This is a genomic window from Citrobacter sp. MGH104, assembly GCF_001034485.1.
Taxonomy (GTDB): domain Bacteria; phylum Pseudomonadota; class Gammaproteobacteria; order Enterobacterales; family Enterobacteriaceae; genus Citrobacter; species Citrobacter freundii.
Genome location: NZ_KQ089818.1, coordinates 48,617 through 66,063 on the forward strand (window position 1 = coordinate 48,617; position 17,447 = coordinate 66,063).

The window sequence follows — 17,447 nt, forward strand, 5'->3', positions numbered from 1 at the left end:
GCAGGGGTTCGTACAGGAAATCTCTCAAATTGCGCCAGCGCGGCAGTCTGAAAGATGCCATGTACAACTTCGCGACGAAACTATCAGCTATATCCATATTTTTTTTGCGTCAAATCAATAACGAAACGGTTCCGCTACTAAATAGTGCACTTTGTTTAACCCTTGTACCCATAAGGGAGTATGGGAAAGGCAATTAATTAGCGCGCTACGGTATAAAAGTGCTATAAATTTCAGCTTAAATTTTTGCCAGTACCATGGACAGACAATCAGAATGACAAAACAAAAGGCAACGTTAATTGGGCTCATTGCCATCGTGCTCTGGAGTACGATGGTCGGACTCATGCGTGGGGTAAGTGAAGGACTGGGTCCTGCGGGCGGCGCAGCAATGATTTTTTCCTTAAGTGGTCTGTTGCTGATATTTACCGTCGGCTTTCCGAATATCAGAAAAATTCCTGTGCGTTATTTAATCGCTGGTAGCGTGCTTTTTGTTACCTATGAAATATGTTTAGCGCTGGCTCTCGGTTATGCGGCTACTCGTCACCAGGCTATTGAAGTCGGTATGGTCAATTATCTCTGGCCAAGTTTGACAATATTGTTTGCTATTTTATTTAATGGTCAAAAAACAACCTGGTTGGTAATCCCTGGATTAATTATCGCATTGACCGGGGTTTGTTGGGTATTGGGTGGTGAAAACGGTCTTAACCTTGATGAAATTATCAGCAATGTTGCCAGCAGTCCGCTGAGCTATTTTCTCGCCTTTCTCGGCGCTTTTATCTGGGCAACGTATTGCACGGTGACCAATAAATATGCAAAAGGCTTTAACGGCATCACCGTGTTCGTTTTACTAACAGCCGCAAGTTTGTGGATTTACTATTTTATGACTCCGCAACCAGAAATGATTTTCAGCACTACGGTGACTATTAAAATGTTCTCAGCGGCATTAACGTTAGGATTTGCCTATGCGGCGTGGAATATTGGCATTTTGCATGGCAACGTGACCATCATGGCCGTAGGATCCTATTTTACCCCTGTGCTCTCTTCTGCACTGGCTGCTGTGTTACTCAGTGCACCGCTTTCGCTATCTTTCTGGCAGGGCGCACTGATGGTTTGCGCGGGATCGCTACTTTGTTGGCTGGCAACGCGCCGCGCCTGAAAAAAAAGCCGGGTTTTATCACAAACAAATAAAACCCGGCTATACTTTAGACAAATTGATGAATAATAATTGTTCATTCCACTTGCGATTTATGTTTGCATTTGTTTAATTAAATGTTAAATATATGGTAATTGGTTAACGCACGAAAATATTATGCGGTTATCTATATCCCTTCACATGCATATATTACACATGCGAAACTAACGCCATTTAAATCATAGCCCTGACAATAGTCCCCTACGTAAATATACCCATTCAGATTTGTCACATATAAAGATTAATACAATCAACCGTATTATGTAGATCTGGATCACACAACTTCAAATATTTCGCAATATTATGAAACTTATTATTGAACTTATACCACTGCGTCATTTAAAAATAGTTTGCCATTGACGAACCCCTTCGTTTAGCAATGGTTTAGGAAACACACCAAGAAAAAATTATAAGGATTATTTAGAATGAAACTTAAATTAGTTGCAGTGGCAGTGACTAGCCTGTTGGCGGCAGGTGCGGTAAACGCAGCTGAGGTATATAACAAAGACGCAAACAAACTGGATATCTACGGAAAAGTTCACGCTCAGCACTACTTCTCTGACGACAACGGCAGCGATGGCGACAAAACCTACGCGCGTCTGGGCTTCAAAGGTGAAACTCAGATCAATGACCAGCTGGTTGGTTTTGGTCAGTGGGAATATGAATTCAAAGGCAACCGTTCTGAATCCCAGGGCTCTGAAGCAGACAAAACTCGTCTGGCATTCGCTGGTCTGAAATTCGCTGAATACGGTTCTTTCGACTACGGTCGTAACTACGGCGTGGCCTACGACATCGGCGCATGGACCGACGTCCTGCCTGAGTTCGGTGGTGATACCTGGACCCAGACTGACGTATTCATGACTGGCCGTACTACTGGCGTTGCAACCTACCGTAACACCGACTTCTTCGGTCTGGTTGAAGGTCTGAACTTTGCTGCTCAGTACCAGGGCAAAAATGACCGTGACAACCTGAAAGAAGCTAACGGTGACGGCTTCGGTCTGTCTACCACTTATGAGTATGAAGGCTTTGGCGTAGGTGCTACCTATGCGAAATCTGACCGTACCGACAAACAGTCTGTCGGTAACGGCGGTTTCATGGCTTCCGGTAAAAACGCTGAAGTATGGGCCGCTGGTCTGAAATATGATGCGAACAACATCTACCTGGCAACCACCTACTCTGAAACCCGCAACATGACCACCTATGGTGGCTCCGGTGTTACTGGTATTGCAGATAAAGCACAAAACTTTGAAGTAGTTGCTCAGTACCAGTTCGACTTCGGTCTGCGTCCGTCCGTTGCTTACCTGAAATCCAAAGGTAAAGACATCAACGGTTACGGCGACCAGGATCTGGTTGAATACGTAGACCTGGGTGCTACTTACTACTTCAACAAAAACATGTCCACCTTCGTTGATTACAAAATCAACCTGCTGGATGACAACAACTTCACCAATGCAGCGAAAGTGTCAACTGACAACATCGTGGCTGTTGGTCTGAACTATCAGTTCTAATTTTGTTGTAGTCAGAATACAAAGCCAGTCCTTCAAGGGCTGGCTTTTTCTCTTGATGTAGACTCGGTCATAAGGAGTATGCCGTGCAGACATTCACTGGTCGTTGTCTTTGCGGACAGAGTCATTTTACCGTCGACGTCGAAATGCTGGATGTCTATGCCTGCCATTGTACGCTGTGTCAGAAATGGTCTGGCGGCATCGCCATGTATCTGGAAGCCAGCGCTCACCCGCTGATGTCACCAGAATCGGTAGAACCTTCGCACTTTCCTTCCTCAAATCGTGGTGAACGGTTCTTCTGTTCCGGCTGCGGATGCCCACTGTGGTTTACGTTGACGGACAGCGATCGCTACTTTATTCCGTGGACACTTCTGGAGCTTAATGAGGTAGATCGCCGCCGCCTGATATTAGCGGCAGAAATCTATACGGAAACACAGCCTGCGTTCTGGAGATTGACGGGGCAATACGCTCGACTGAGTGGGAAAGAAGTCGAAGAGATGGATTACCCCTGTCATTTAGCTCACTAGTTATTAACGTTGTACCTTTGCCAGACTGAACCACATTCCTATCGCTAATACGATAAGCATGCTGCCGGCGCTGCTTAAGGCCACGCTATGTGACCAGGTGAACGCTTCTCTGGCAGCCGTCAGCAATGCCTCACTCAGTGACGACGGGAGCGAGTGCGCCAGTTGTACCGCCTCCCCCATTGACGATGAGGCACGTTCCATTTCCTGCGGATTAAGTCCGGCTGGCGGCAGAATCGATGCAGAAAAGCTACGGCTCAACAGCAAACCAAAGATAGCGATCCCAAGTCCGGCTCCCAGTTCATAAGCCATTGTCTCGATGGCACCCGCGGCCGCGGCTTTTTCCGCAGGTGCTGCTGCCATGATAGCCGCTGTTGAAGCCAGAAGCGCACTGGCGGCGCTGAAGCCGAGCAAAGCCATCAAAATCCAGGCTTGTACCTGTTGGCTACTGAAATCCGTCATCGCAAGGCCGTAAAAGCTAACAGCGCTCAGCGCCATGCCCGCCGTTGCCACACAACGTAATCCCAGACGTGAAACCAACATACCGGCAATCGGTCCGCTGAAACCACTTGCCAGCATCACCGGCAGCATGAACAACCCTGCCTGATACGGTGTTAAGCCGTGGACAAACTGTAGCTCCTGAGCCATCAGTAACTCGAAACCCACCAGCGTTATCATCGCGGTCATCGCCATCACGACACCACTTAAAATGATGCGATGCGTGAACAACCGCATATCAATCATCGGGCGGGCTGCCGCAAGCTGGATGCGGACAAACTGCCACAACAGCAAAGCGCCGGTTAACAGCGTCAGAGCGATAGCAACGGTCGCCGTATGCCCTTTCAGCGCGGTTTTGGCGCTGTATACCAGCAGCAGAATGGCGACAATCAGCATTATCGCATGACCAAAATTTAACGATTGATCGCGACGTCCAGCCTGGCGCGGCACTAAGCGTGCGGTTAAGGCCATTACCACCAGGACAATCGGTACATTAATTAAGAATACTGATCCCCAGTAGAAGTGCTCCAGTAGCATCCCGCCAACCAGTGGGCCAAACGCCGCACCGCCGGAACCAACCGCGGCCCAGACGCCGAGCGCCATATTACGATGCCGTTGCTCAGCGAAAGTGGCGCGAATCCCCGCAAGCGTTGCCGGCACAATCATCGCCGCGCCAATCGCCAACACGGCCCGGGTGACAATCAGCCAGCTGGCGCTATGAGCAAAAGCGGCCGCCAGCGATGCCAGACCAAACAAGCCTCCACCTAACAGCAGCAAGCGTTTAAAGCCAATGCGATCGCCCAGCGCCCCCATGGGCAACACCATACCGGCCATTACCAGAGAATAAATATCAATGATCCACAGCAGCTCGTTACCACTGGCACCCAGCGTCATACTCAGCGTGGGCGCGGCAACGTGCAGCACCGTTGCATCAATCGCAACAGGGATGTAGACCAGCACAATAATCACTAACGTTAACCACTGACGAAACATAAAACTCCCTTCAAAACTGAAACTGGACACACGTCCAGGTTCGGCGATCCTACGGAAATTTGAACGTATGTCCAACTTTTTGTTAGACTGCGTGCTAAACGGATATGGGAGGAACGATGAGCTATCTAAATCGGGATGAACGTCGGGAAGTGATTCTGCAGGCGGCAATGCGCGTCGCGCTTGAGGAAGGATTTACCGCCATGACGGTGCGGCGTATTGCCACGGAAGCTCAGGTGTCAACCGGCCAGGTGCATCATCACTTTACGTCTGCCGGCGAGTTAAAATCCCTCGCTTTTGTGCAACTGATCCGTACTCTTCTGGATGCCGAACTGGTCAGCGCAAACGCCAGCTTCCGTGAACGGCTGCATGCCATGCTGGGCAGCGAAGATGGCGGGTTCGAACCCTATATAAAACTATGGCGTGAAGCGCAGGTTCTGGCGGATAAAGATCCGGAAATCAAAAGCGCTTACCTGCTGACCATGCGGATGTGGCACGAAGAAACCGCCGCTATCATCTCTCAGGGACAGAAAGCCGGTGAGTTTTCTTCACGCCCGGATGCTGCCGATGTGGCCTGGCGTTTAATTGCGTTGGTATGCGGTCTGGATGGCATCTATGTATTAGGCATTGAGGAAATGGCCGATCCTGCATTCGAACGCCACCTGGATCGTATGATTACGTTAGAGTTAGTTAATTGATGTTATAGATGAATTAATAATACATCTTTTATATTTACAATTGGTAACACTTAAGCAACGTGTAATTCCCTCATCACGCCGCGTTATTGCGCTTTTTTATCTATTCTTTCAGTCAATATTCCCAAAACTTTTCAATAGTTTCTAAAAGAACTCGCGCGGCGCTGTATGCGTTTATTTCTTTTTCATGAACGGCATGTGCATGGAGAATAATATGTCAGCATCAAATGAGAAAAATAATCGTTATCTTTTAACTGACTGGAAACCCGAAAATCCTGCCTTCTGGGAAAACAAAGGTAAGCACATTGCCCGAAGAAACCTCTGGATATCAGTGAGTTGCTTGCTGCTTGCGTTTTGCGTCTGGATGTTGTTCAGCGCTGTTGCTGTCAATCTGAATAAAATTGGTTTTAATTTTACCACCGATCAACTGTTTTTATTAACGGCATTACCTTCTCTTTCTGGTGCAATATTGCGCGTTCCCTACTCCTTTATGGTACCTATATTTGGGGGGCGACGCTGGACCATTTTTAGCACCGTCATTCTGGTTATTCCCTGCGTCTGGCTCGGTTTTGCCGTGCAAAATACTGCTACTCCGTTTGGCGTATTTATTATCATTGCGCTGATGTGTGGGTTTGCTGGCGCTAACTTTGCCTCCAGCATGGGCAATATCAGTTTTTTCTTCCCCAAAGCGAAGCAAGGTAGCGCACTAGGCATTAACGGTGGCCTCGGCAACCTCGGTGTCAGCGTGATGCAGTTGATCGCGCCGCTGGTGATCTTTCTCCCCATTTTTACCTTCCTGGGCGTGCAGGGCGTACCACAAGCTGACGGATCGTTACTGTCACTGGCCAATGCCGCATGGATTTGGGTGCCGCTACTGCTGATAGCGACCGTGGCAGCGGGCATAGGAATGAACGACATTGCCAGTTCGAAGGCCTCAATTGCCTCCCAACTACCGGTCCTCAAGCGTTTTCATTTGTGGTTATTAAGTCTGCTGTATCTCGCCACCTTCGGTTCATTTATCGGTTTTTCAGCAGGCTTTGCCATGCTGGCGAAAACACAGTTCCCTGACGTGAATATTCTGCAACTGGCGTTCTTCGGGCCCTTCATCGGTGCGCTTGCGCGATCGGCGGGCGGCGTTATCTCTGACAAGTTTGGTGGTGTGCGTGTCACCTTAATTAACTTCATCTTTATGGCACTGTTCAGCGCCCTGCTGTTTCTCACTTTGCCCGGCTCGGGCGAAGGAAGCTTTATCGCGTTTTACCTGGTGTTTATGGGCTTGTTCCTGACCGCGGGTCTGGGAAGCGGTTCGACCTTCCAGATGATTGCGGTGATCTTTCGCAAAATCACCATTTACCGGGTGAAGCTGCACGGTGGTACTGAAGAACAGGCCCAGCGTGAGGCGGTAACCGATACCGCCGCCGCCCTGGGATTTATCTCCGCAATTGGTGCTGTCGGGGGCTTCTTTATCCCGAAAGCGTTTGGTTCATCGCTGGCGCTGACCGGATCTCCGGTAGGTGCCATGAAAATATTCCTTGTGTTCTACATCGTCTGCGTGCTGGTGACCTGGCTGGTTTACGGCCGTAAATCACAAAAAAAATAGTCATCTTTTGGCCTGTGTAGGCAACGTTATTCGAAGCAGGAGTTATGTCATGAGTAAACTGTTAGACCGCTTTCGCTACTTTAAACAAAAGGGCGATACGTTTGCCGAGGGGCATGGGCAAGTAATGCACACCAACCGGGACTGGGAAGACAGCTATCGTCAGCGCTGGCAGTTCGATAAAATTGTGCGTTCTACCCACGGCGTTAACTGTACCGGCTCATGCAGCTGGAAAATCTACGTCAAAAACGGGCTGGTAACCTGGGAAACTCAGCAAACCGACTACCCGCGTACCCGCCCTGACCTGCCAAATCATGAGCCCCGTGGCTGCCCACGCGGCGCAAGTTACTCGTGGTATCTCTACAGCGCTAACCGCCTGAAATATCCACTGGTGCGTAAACGCTTAATCGAATTGTGGCGCGACGCCCTGTCCCGCCAGCCCGATCCGGTGCTGGCCTGGGAATCCATTATGAACGACCCGCAAAAATGCCAGAGCTACAAGCAGGTACGCGGGCGCGGTGGGTTTATCCGTTCCAACTGGAAAGAACTTAATCAACTGATTGCTGCTGCCAACGTCTGGACGGTGAAAACCTACGGCCCGGATCGTGTGGCCGGATTCTCTCCCATCCCCGCAATGTCGATGGTCTCCTATGCCGCAGGTACGCGCTATCTCTCGCTACTGGGTGGAACCTGTCTGAGCTTCTATGACTGGTACTGCGACTTACCGCCCGCGTCACCGATGACCTGGGGCGAGCAGACCGACGTTCCTGAATCCGCCGACTGGTATAACTCCAGCTATATCATCGCCTGGGGCTCTAACGTGCCGCAGACCCGTACCCCGGACGCGCACTTTTTTACTGAAGTTCGCTACAAAGGCACCAAGACAATTGCCATTACGCCAGACTACTCGGAAGTCGCCAAACTGTGCGACCAGTGGCTGGCACCGAAACAAGGGACAGACAGCGCGCTGGCAATGGCGATGGGCCACGTCATCCTGAAAGAGTTCCATCTCGACAATCCCAGCGATTATTTCCTCAATTACTGTCGTCGCTATACCGATATGCCGATGCTGGTGCTGCTGGATGCCCGCGAAGATGGCAGCTACGTGCCTGGACGCATGATGCGCGCCTCAGACCTTGTTGATGGTCTCGGCGAAAGCAACAATCCAGAGTGGAAAACGGTGGCTTTCAACCGCGAAGGCGAACTGGTTGTCCCGAACGGATCTATCGGTTTTCGCTGGGGCGAGAAAGGCAAATGGAACCTGGAACCCCTGGCGGCTGGTGCTGAAACAGAGCTTTCCCTCTCGCTGCTTGGTCAGCATGATGGCGTGACCGGCGTGGCATTCCCCTATTTTGGCGGCAACGAAAACCCACATTTTCGCAGTGTAAAACAAGAACCGGTGCTGGTCCGTCAACTACCGGTAAAATATCTTACCCTCGCTGACGGTAGCCGTTGCCCGGTGGTGAGCGTCTATGATCTAGTGCTGGCGAATTACGGCCTCGACCGTGGTCTGGATGATGTTCATAGCGCACAAGATTACAGCGAAGTAAAAGCCTACACCCCGGCCTGGGGTGAGCAAATTACCGGCGTGCCACGCCGTCATATCGAACAAATCGCCCGTGAGTTTGCCGATACCGCGCACAAAACGCATGGCCGTTCGATGATCATCCTCGGGGCTGGCGTTAACCACTGGTATCACATGGACATGAACTACCGCGGGATGATTAACATCCTGGTGTTCTGTGGTTGCGTGGGACAAAGCGGCGGCGGCTGGGCGCACTATGTGGGTCAGGAGAAACTGCGTCCGCAAACCGGTTGGTTGCCGCTGGCCTTTGCCCTGGACTGGAACCGCCCACCGCGTCAGATGAACAGCACCTCGTTTTTCTACAACCACTCCAGTCAGTGGCGTTATGAAAAACTCACCGCGCAAGAACTCCTCTCTCCGCTGGCCGATGCGTCGAAGTTTAGCGGACATTTGATTGACTTTAACGTACGTGCTGAACGAATGGGCTGGCTGCCCTCTGCGCCGCAGCTTAACCTTAACCCATTGACCGTCAAAGCGAAGGCAGAACAAGCTGGGTTATCTCCTGCGCAATACACTGCCCAAGCGCTGAAGTCGGGTGATATTCGTTTTGCCTGCGAGCAGCCGGATAGCGGCAAAAACCACCCACGCAACCTCTTCGTCTGGCGCTCTAACCTGCTCGGTTCCTCAGGTAAAGGGCATGAATACATGCTCAAGTATTTACTGGGTACCGAAAGCGGGATCCAGGGGGAAGCGCTCGGTTCAAGTGAGGGTATTAAACCTGAAGAGGTTGAATGGCAATCCGCGGCGATAGAGGGCAAGCTCGATCTGCTGGTCACGCTCGATTTCCGTATGTCCAGCACCTGTTTGTTCTCCGATATCGTTTTGCCAACCGCTACCTGGTATGAAAAAGACGATATGAACACCTCGGATATGCATCCGTTTATTCACCCGTTGTCCGTGGCGGTCGACCCGGCATGGGAATCGAAGAGTGACTGGGAAATTTATAAAGGCATCGCCAAAGTGTTCTCCGAGGTATGTGTGGGACACCTTGGACAAGAAACGGATGTGGTGTTGCAACCACTGCAACACGACTCTCCGGCAGAGCTGGCGCAGCCGTTTGACATTCTGGACTGGCGCAAAGGCGAATGCGATCTCCTTCCGGGGAAAACGGCACCAAATATCGCCGTTGTGGAACGTGACTACCCCGCTACCTACGAACGCTTTACTTCACTCGGTCCGCTTATGGACAAGCTTGGTAACGGTGGGAAAGGCATTGCGTGGAATACCCAGGCGGAAGTCGATTTCCTCGGCAAGCTGAACTACACCAAACGCGAAGGCCCGGCAAAAGGCCGACCGCTGATTGACACCGCGCTGGATGCCTCTGAGGTGATCCTCGCCCTGGCGCCGGAAACCAACGGTCAGGTGGCGGTGAAAGCCTGGGAAGCGCTGGGGGCGATGACCGGACGCGACCATACGCATCTGGCGTTGAACAAAGAAGACGAAAAGATTCGTTTTCGCGATATCCAGGCGCAGCCGCGCAAAATCATCTCCAGTCCTACCTGGTCCGGCCTTGAAAGCGAACATGTCTCCTATAACGCAGGCTATACCAACGTTCACGAGTTGATCCCATGGCGTACCCTGTCCGGTCGCCAGCAGCTGTACCAAGATCACGCGTGGATGCGAGCATTCGGTGAAAGTCTGGTGGCGTATCGTCCGCCTATCGATACCCGCAGCGTCAGTGAAATGCGCGAGGTTCCGCCTAACGGCTTCCCGGAAAAAGCCCTCAACTTCCTGACGCCGCACCAGAAATGGGGGATCCACTCTACCTACAGTGAAAACCTGCTGATGCTGACGCTTTCGCGCGGCGGCCCCATTGTCTGGATCAGCGAGACCGATGCCAAAGAGCTGGGCATTGAGGATAACGACTGGATTGAAGCCTTCAACGCCAACGGTGCGCTCACCGCGCGTGCAGTGGTGAGTCAACGCGTGCCGCCGGGAATGACCATGATGTATCACGCTCAGGAGCGAATCATGAATATCCCAGGCTCGGAAGTCACCGGAATGCGTGGCGGGATCCATAACTCGGTCACCCGCGTCTGCCCGAAACCCACGCACATGATCGGCGGCTATGCGCAACTGGCATACAGCTTCAACTATTACGGGACGGTCGGCTCTAACCGCGATGAGTTCATCATGATTAGAAAAATGAAAAACATTAACTGGCTGGATGATGAAGGTCGCGATCAGGTACAGGAGGCGAAAAAATGAAAATACGCTCACAGGTAGGCATGGTTCTTAATCTGGATAAGTGCATCGGCTGCCACACCTGCTCCGTCACCTGTAAAAACGTCTGGACCGGGCGTGAAGGGATGGAATATGCGTGGTTTAACAACGTCGAGACTAAACCGGGGATTGGTTATCCGAAAAACTGGGAAGATCAGGAAGAGTGGCAAGGCGGCTGGGTTCGCGATGTCAACGGCAAGATAAGACCGCGTCTGGGCGGTAAGATGGGCGTGATCACCAAAATTTTCGCCAACCCGGTGATCCCGCAAATCGATGATTACTATGAACCGTTTACCTACGATTATCAGCATCTGCATAGCGCGCCGGAGAGCAAGAATCAGCCCACCGCGCGTCCGCGTTCGCTGATAGATGGTAAACGGATGGACAAGATTATCTGGGGTCCAAACTGGGAAGAACTGCTTGGCGGCGAATTTTCAAAACGTGCCCGCGACCGTAACTTCGAGAAGATGCAAAAGGAGATGTACGGTCAGTTCGAAAACACCTTTATGATGTATTTACCGCGCCTGTGCGAGCACTGTCTGAATCCAAGCTGTGTCGCCACCTGCCCGAGCGGTGCTATCTATAAGCGTGAAGAAGACGGCATTGTGCTGATCGACCAGGACAAATGTCGCGGTTGGCGCTTGTGCATCAGCGGCTGTCCGTACAAAAAAATCTACTTTAACTGGAAGAGCGGTAAGTCAGAGAAGTGCATTTTCTGCTACCCGCGTATTGAGTCCGGCCAGCCGACGGTGTGTTCAGAAACCTGCGTTGGGCGTATCCGTTATCTCGGGGTATTGCTGTACGACGCCGACCGTATTGAGGAAGCAGCGAGCACCGAGCATGAAACCGATCTCTACGAGCGTCAGTGCGATGTGTTCCTCAACCCGAACGATCCGGCGGTGATTGAAGAGGCGCTAAAACAAGGTATTCCACACAACGTCATCGAAGCAGCTCAGCGCTCGCCGGTTTACAAAATGGCGATGGACTGGAAGCTGGCGCTACCGCTGCACCCGGAGTATCGCACCCTGCCGATGGTCTGGTATGTGCCGCCATTGTCACCGATTCAGTCGGTCGCCGACGCGGGCGGACTGCCGCACAATGGCAACATTTTGCCTGCGGTTGAGTCGCTGCGAATTCCGGTTCAGTACCTCGCCAATATGCTCAGTGCGGGTGATACCGGTCCGGTGCTGAGGGCGCTCAAACGGATGATGGCCATGCGCCACTATATGCGTGCGCAAACCGTAGAAGGCGTCACGGACACCCGCGCGATTGAGGAAGTGGGTCTGAGCGTTGAGCAGGTCGAGGAGATGTATCGTTATCTGGCCATCGCCAACTATGAAGACCGTTTCGTGATCCCGACCAGTCACCGCGAAATGGCGCGTGATGCCTTCCCGGAGAAAAACGGCTGCGGCTTTACCTTCGGCGACGGTTGTCATGGTTCCGACACCAAATTCAACCTGTTCAACAGCAGCCGTATTGATGCCATCGACATCACCGAAGTGCGCGATAAAGCGGAGGGTGAATAATGCAAATCCTGAAGGTTATCGGCCTGCTGATGGAGTACCCCGACGAGCTGCTATGGGAGTGTAAAGACGACGCGCTGGCGCTTGTGGCCAGCGATGCCCCCACGCTGAGTGATTTTAGCCAGGAGCTGCTCAATGCGCCGTTACTGGATAAACAAGCCGAATGGTGCGAAATCTTTGACCGGGGTCGGGCCACCTCACTGCTGCTGTTTGAGCATGTGCACGCCGAGTCCCGTGACCGGGGCCAGGCGATGGTTGATTTGTTGGCGCAGTATGAAAAGGTCGGGCTGCAGCTAAACTGTCGCGAACTGCCGGATCACCTGCCTTTATATCTTGAGTACTTAAGCGTGTTACCGGAAGCGGAGGCCAAAGAAGGACTGCAGAACGTCGCACCGATTCTGGCGTTGCTTGGCGGGCGCTTAAAACAGCGCGATACGCCGTGGTATCAACTGTTTGATGCCCTGTTGCAGCTTGCCGGAAGTCCTCTTTCGAGTGACAGTGTCACTAAGCAAGTTGGCGCGGAAACGCGCGACGATACCCGACAGGCGCTGGATGCAGTCTGGGAAGAGGAACAGGTGAAGTTTATCGAAGATAATGCCACCGCCTGTGACAGTTCACCGTTACAAAACTATCAACGACGCTTTAGCCAGGACGTGGCACCTCAGTATGTCGACGTCAGCGCGGGAGGCCCGAAATGATACAGTACCTGAACGTCTTTTTTTACGATATCTATCCGTACCTGTGCGGTACGGTGTTTATCCTCGGCAGTTGGCTACGCTACGACTACGGCCAATACACCTGGCGCGCGTCTTCCAGCCAGATGCTGGACAAACGCGGCATGGTGTTGTGGTCAAACTTGTTCCACATCGGCATTCTGGGGATCTTTTTCGGGCACCTGTTTGGCATGTTAACGCCGCACTGGATGTATGCCTGGTTCCTGCCGATTGCGGTAAAACAGCAGATGGCGATGATTGCTGGCGGACTTTGTGGCGTGCTCACACTGGTGGGGGGCGCTGGCCTGCTGGTGCGCCGGCTGACTAACCCGCGCATTCGCGCAACCTCCTCGACCGCCGATATTCTGATCCTCTGCGTTCTGCTGATTCAATGTATTCTAGGTTTAACCACTATCCCGTTCTCTGCACAGCATCCTGACGGCAGTGAAATGCTAAAACTGGTCGGTTGGGCGCAGTCGGTGGTGACCTTCCAGGGCGGTGCGTCTGCGCATCTGGATGGCGTGGCGTGGATTTTCCGTGTGCATCTGGTTCTGGGGATGACCATTTTCCTGCTGTTCCCGTTCACCCGACTGGTCCACGTGTGGAGTGCGCCGTTTGAGTACTTTACCCGCCGTTATCAGATAGTGCGTTCGCGCCGCTAATTTTCTCTGCTGCCCGGTAGCGCTAGCGCTTACCGGGCCTGGATCGCTATCCCGCTTTTTGTACGTTATGATGCTTCTCCATCCCAGGGAGAACGCTAATGAAACCACAGGTTTATCACGTCGATGCCTTTACTTCAGTACCCTTTCGCGGCAATTCAGCGGGAGTGGTGTTGCATGCTGATGGATTAAGCGAAGCACAGATGCAACTTATTGCTCGCGAGTTGCGTCATTCGGAAACCGCATTCCTGCTGACCAGTGACGACAGCGATGTTCGCATTCGTTATTTCACCCCGACGGTCGAAGTTCCTATCTGTGGACACGCTACCGTCGCCGCACATTATGTGCGCGCCAAGGTGCTGGGTCTGGGCAACAGCACCGTCTGGCAAACATCGCTCGCTGGTCGTCATCGGGTCGATATTGAAGCGAGTGACAATGACTATCGCATTAGCCTTGAACAAGGCGTACCTGGATTCGAAGCTCCGCTGGAAGGTGCTGTACGTGCCGCGATAATCGATGCACTGCACCTGAGCGAAGACGATATGCTGCCCGGATTACCCATTCAGGTAGCCACCACCGGACACTCTAAAGTAATGATTGCGCTGAAGTCTGAGGTGGACCTCGACGCCCTTTCCCCGGATTTGCCTGCTTTGACCGCTATCAGCCAGCAAATTGGCTGTAACGGTTTCTTCCCTTTTCAAATTCGCAAGGGCGAAAACGCCACCGATGGCCGCATGTTCTCGCCTGCTATTGGTATTGTGGAAGATCCGGTTACCGGCAATGCCAACGGTCCAATGGGCGCGTGGCTGGTTCAACATGGGTTGATGCCGCATGACGGAAAAACGCTACGTGTTCAGGGGCATCAGGGCCGCGCGCTCGGGCGTGACGGTATTGTTGATGTGACGGTGGCTATCCGTGAAAACCTGCCGGAAAAAGTAACCATTACCGGTTCGGCAGTGATCCTGTTTCACGCCGAATGGGCGATAGATTTTTAATTGTTCCCGTAGGCCGGATAAGGCCTACAATCAAAACAGACAAACTAAAGCGAACTTTAAAATCGACCATAGACTTAAGTTCTTCTTATTGGGCAGAGCCAGTAAATATTTTTGCGAAAAAGAATTTAGAATCTGTATTCTCAATGCGCGATATAAGGAGAACATTTAAAACCTTGTCTGGAACGCTCCACTTCACAGAGAATGAAAAAGGTATTGTTAATCAACATGCTAATAAAATCATCGGAAAAAACATTATGACAGATATGATTATATTATTGAGAAACGTGAAACCACGTTAAAATGGGAGAAGGCATTACAGGTTCCACTGTCAAATGACGGGCTTAATGAGATTAATCTCATCATAGAAAAGAAAAAGAGTTTACGAGGCATTTATCTAATGAATTTCAATTAAACTGGTTATAAAAGGCCTGAATTATTTTAAAAAAGATTCAGGCTTTTTTTTATAATTTGCGATGGCAGTCACAATAATTAAATTACAAATAGTTTGATATCATACTTTCTTTAGTCTTGATATTTAAAATAAGGATTTGCCATATGAGTTTCTGGGATGCTAAGAAAGGATTTTTATTATCTCCGGGAGATAGAACAAGTTGTGGTGGTTATATTTTAGAAAATTCCGACCTTCCTCGTATTAGAGGAGTAAAAATAGCATGTGAGGGGGATGAGTATATATGTGGTTTTGATGGTCAACGATACCAAATTGAGGGTGGCGTACCAAATGGCTCACATATAGAAGCAAGCAGGATTTTATATAGAGACACCTTCAAAAGTGCATTTGATAACGACATTGATCATGAAGGTCGAAAAATAACACCTTCTTCAGAAATATTCAGACAAATGCAAGAGGAAACCGGTTTACATAGACGCTCGCATGATTCACTTAGAGACTTCGATGAAAGATTTGAACACGATGATTTTATTGGTACGGCTGGAGGGATAATACTTGGACGGAAAAAAATCATTACTGGAGAAAAGAAAAATAAATTCTTAACTTCAAATTTTAGCACAGGTTTTCGAACAAGGATTCCCAAACATTTATTTGATATTTACTCAAGGATGGGGCGAGATTTATCAGATTATGAAACCGAAATAATATGTCTCCTTGCAGGTTCCGCACACAGCAGAGGTTCATGCAAATGTCATTGCAGGTTTACACCGCATTTTAATATAACATACAGATATGATGAATACCTTTTGTCCAGTTTTCAGTCAGTAAATAGTACCAGTAATTCAATACCTGATACACCACCTGTACGGCAGCAGCGCCCCCCAGAAGCAAGACAAACGGTAGAACCTGGTTTTTGTGTAGTACCAGATCAAACATCACCTAAGAAATATGAGTGTGAGTTAATAGTCAATCCGCCATTAGGAGTAAAAGAGTTATACCGCAAGCTAAATCCAGAAATGGAAAAAAAACCAGGCTCTATATTGATTGTTGTTGATCCTGAAAAGCAAGATCAAAAGCAGATTCAGACTCTGCAAAAAGCACGAGATAAAATTGATAAAGCACTTGAACCTCTTACTATAGAGGAAGCAAAACTTTTACACGATAACAGAGCCGTCGTAGATACATTTTCATATCAGCTTTATGGAGATTATTTAGGTAAGGCCGGGGATGGTTTTGGATATATAAGTGAAATAGGCAAAGGATACTATGAAGAGATAAATGACATATTAAAAGAAATTGAAGATCTATACAAAAAAACTTACACGCATAATAATGGAAAAATATCTGGAGAGGAGTTTTTTGGACAAAGATCGAGGCTTTTTAAAAGATTGGATATTGTATTAAATAAGTTCTCTAAATCACAATTAAATTTAGAAGAATATAACAGTATAAAGAAAGCGCTGGGCCTCTCAACATCTTCTGTTATGCATAAGTGGAACCAATCTGGAGTCGATAATATTGAAGGATATGCGAATTATATTGAGCATTCTTCCAAATTGATAAAAATAATGAAAAATGTAGGATACATTGGTGTTGGCTTAGATTTTGCTGGTTATTCAGCAAATGTATATGACGCTTGTTCCAGAGGCCGTGAAGATGCTTGCAAAAAGGCTGCAATTACTGAATATAGTAAGTTTGGTTTTAAACAGGGGACGAGTATGGGGGTTGGTTGGGCCAGTGGTTTAGCTGCGCGAGGTGCCTGCATGTGGGTTCTTGGGCTAGTAACTACGGAAGTGGGCGCCGTAGGTGCTAGTTTATGCTTTGTAACGGGGGTTGGCGTAAGTATAGGAACCGCAAAAGTTGTCGAGGATAGTGCTGAACATTATGGTGAATTATTCGGAGAACATATAATTTATGAGCAATTATTTAAAAAATAATCCAAACTTTATTTTATATTTAATAACATTCTCCATGATTGGAATGTTATTTATTGTTATTATTTCATTGGTAAATAAAAAATATTATGCTATAGTTGTTGATTTATATATTAAAAAGTATAATAGATTGCCTATTATGGCAGGATTAGCAAAAGAAGCTAGCCTGATATTAACACCAGGGTCATACCATGCAAAAGTTGGTTTTATTATGGATTCATTAATATTGCCGTATAACAAGTTCTCTAATCATGATATGACAATAGAGCAATATAATTACATTAATTCCTTACCAATGAAATTAACTATTGGATTTAGAATTGAGGGTTTTCTTTGGATTATATCGATTCCACCAATGTTAATAGGATTTATTTTACACGCATTATTTGAATGATAATTCAAAGGGAC

General features: G+C 49.4%; 13 protein-coding genes. 12 read left to right on the forward strand and 1 reads right to left on the reverse strand.

What is annotated here, in order from left to right; genetic code table 11:
• Window positions 1-271: 271 nt before the first annotated feature.
• The 3 genes from yddG (at window position 272) to SK34_RS00220 (ending at window position 3,221) form a co-directional block, all read left to right on the forward strand.
• Window positions 272-1,153, forward strand: a complete 882-nt coding sequence (yddG, locus tag SK34_RS00210; protein WP_048232057.1) for an aromatic amino acid efflux DMT transporter YddG — start codon at window positions 272-274, stop codon at window positions 1,151-1,153.
• 461 nt (window positions 1,154-1,614) lie between these two features.
• Complete coding sequence (ompD, locus tag SK34_RS00215) at window positions 1,615-2,697, forward strand: porin OmpD (protein ID WP_003836220.1); 1,083 nt, start codon at window positions 1,615-1,617, stop codon at window positions 2,695-2,697.
• Window positions 2,698-2,780: 83 nt separating this feature from the next.
• Complete coding sequence (locus SK34_RS00220; RefSeq protein WP_003836219.1) at window positions 2,781-3,221, forward strand: GFA family protein; 441 nt, start codon at window positions 2,781-2,783, stop codon at window positions 3,219-3,221.
• 3 nt (window positions 3,222-3,224) lie between these two features.
• Here SK34_RS00220 and SK34_RS00225 read toward each other — a convergent pair whose 3' ends face one another.
• On the reverse strand, window positions 3,225-4,709 hold the full coding sequence (locus tag SK34_RS00225; protein WP_003836218.1) for an MFS transporter: 1,485 nt from the start codon (window positions 4,707-4,709) through the stop codon (window positions 3,225-3,227).
• A 116-nt stretch (window positions 4,710-4,825) separates the two neighbouring features.
• Here SK34_RS00225 and SK34_RS00230 point away from each other — a divergent pair, with 116 nt between their 5' ends.
• The 9 genes from SK34_RS00230 to SK34_RS00270 all read left to right on the forward strand — a co-directional run bounded on the left by SK34_RS00230 (window position 4,826) and on the right by SK34_RS00270 (window position 17,433).
• The gene (locus SK34_RS00230; protein ID WP_003020094.1) at window positions 4,826-5,404 is read left to right on the forward strand and encodes a TetR family transcriptional regulator; all 579 of its coding nucleotides are present in this window, start codon (window positions 4,826-4,828) and stop codon (window positions 5,402-5,404) included.
• 211 nt (window positions 5,405-5,615) lie between these two features.
• A complete protein-coding gene (locus tag SK34_RS00235; RefSeq protein WP_003020098.1) occupies window positions 5,616-7,001 on the forward strand; it encodes a NarK family nitrate/nitrite MFS transporter in 1,386 nt (461 codons plus the stop codon).
• 49 nt (window positions 7,002-7,050) lie between these two features.
• Window positions 7,051-10,791: a nitrate reductase subunit alpha gene (locus SK34_RS00240; RefSeq protein WP_048232059.1), complete on the forward strand. Its 3,741-nt coding sequence runs from the start codon at window positions 7,051-7,053 to the stop codon at window positions 10,789-10,791.
• Window positions 10,788-12,332, forward strand: a complete 1,545-nt coding sequence (gene narH / locus SK34_RS00245) for a nitrate reductase subunit beta (protein ID WP_003020103.1) — start codon at window positions 10,788-10,790, stop codon at window positions 12,330-12,332. Before SK34_RS00240 ends, narH begins: the two co-directional genes overlap by 4 nt.
• Complete coding sequence (gene narW, locus SK34_RS00250; protein ID WP_032949314.1) at window positions 12,332-13,027, forward strand: nitrate reductase molybdenum cofactor assembly chaperone; 696 nt, start codon at window positions 12,332-12,334, stop codon at window positions 13,025-13,027. Before narH ends, narW begins: the two co-directional genes overlap by 1 nt.
• Entirely contained in the window at window positions 13,024-13,704 is a 681-nt protein-coding gene (gene narI, locus SK34_RS00255; RefSeq protein WP_003020109.1) for a respiratory nitrate reductase subunit gamma, read from the forward strand. Before narW ends, narI begins: the two co-directional genes overlap by 4 nt.
• 98 nt (window positions 13,705-13,802) lie before the next feature.
• Window positions 13,803-14,696 (forward strand): PhzF family isomerase, encoded by an 894-nt coding sequence (locus SK34_RS00260; RefSeq protein WP_044702414.1) that lies wholly within the window; start codon window positions 13,803-13,805, stop codon window positions 14,694-14,696.
• Window positions 14,697-15,251: 555 nt separating this feature from the next.
• A complete protein-coding gene (locus tag SK34_RS24890) occupies window positions 15,252-17,042 on the forward strand; it encodes a PAAR domain-containing protein (RefSeq protein WP_081365516.1) in 1,791 nt (596 codons plus the stop codon).
• The gene (locus SK34_RS00270; protein WP_048232063.1) at window positions 17,020-17,433 is read left to right on the forward strand and encodes a hypothetical protein; all 414 of its coding nucleotides are present in this window, start codon (window positions 17,020-17,022) and stop codon (window positions 17,431-17,433) included. Before SK34_RS24890 ends, SK34_RS00270 begins: the two co-directional genes overlap by 23 nt.
• Window positions 17,434-17,447 lie beyond the last annotated feature (14 nt).

Excerpts from the sequence above, each read along its gene's own strand:
- SK34_RS00240 (WP_048232059.1), top strand. The coding sequence starts at position 7,051 with ATGAGTAAACTGTTAGACCGCTTTCGCTACTTTAAACAAAAGGGCGAT.
- SK34_RS00270 (WP_048232063.1), top strand. The coding sequence starts at position 17,020 with ATGAGCAATTATTTAAAAAATAATCCAAACTTTATTTTATATTTAATA.
- narI (WP_003020109.1), top strand. The coding sequence starts at position 13,024 with ATGATACAGTACCTGAACGTCTTTTTTTACGATATCTATCCGTACCTG.
- SK34_RS24890 (WP_081365516.1), top strand. The coding sequence starts at position 15,252 with ATGAGTTTCTGGGATGCTAAGAAAGGATTTTTATTATCTCCGGGAGAT.
- SK34_RS00230 (WP_003020094.1), top strand. The coding sequence starts at position 4,826 with ATGAGCTATCTAAATCGGGATGAACGTCGGGAAGTGATTCTGCAGGCG.
- narW (WP_032949314.1), top strand. The coding sequence starts at position 12,332 with ATGCAAATCCTGAAGGTTATCGGCCTGCTGATGGAGTACCCCGACGAG.
- SK34_RS00235 (WP_003020098.1), top strand. The coding sequence starts at position 5,616 with ATGTCAGCATCAAATGAGAAAAATAATCGTTATCTTTTAACTGACTGG.
- narH (WP_003020103.1), top strand. The coding sequence starts at position 10,788 with ATGAAAATACGCTCACAGGTAGGCATGGTTCTTAATCTGGATAAGTGC.
- ompD (WP_003836220.1), top strand. The coding sequence starts at position 1,615 with ATGAAACTTAAATTAGTTGCAGTGGCAGTGACTAGCCTGTTGGCGGCA.
- yddG (WP_048232057.1), top strand. The coding sequence starts at position 272 with ATGACAAAACAAAAGGCAACGTTAATTGGGCTCATTGCCATCGTGCTC.
- SK34_RS00260 (WP_044702414.1), top strand. The coding sequence starts at position 13,803 with ATGAAACCACAGGTTTATCACGTCGATGCCTTTACTTCAGTACCCTTT.
- SK34_RS00225 (WP_003836218.1), bottom strand. The coding sequence starts at position 4,709 with ATGTTTCGTCAGTGGTTAACGTTAGTGATTATTGTGCTGGTCTACATC.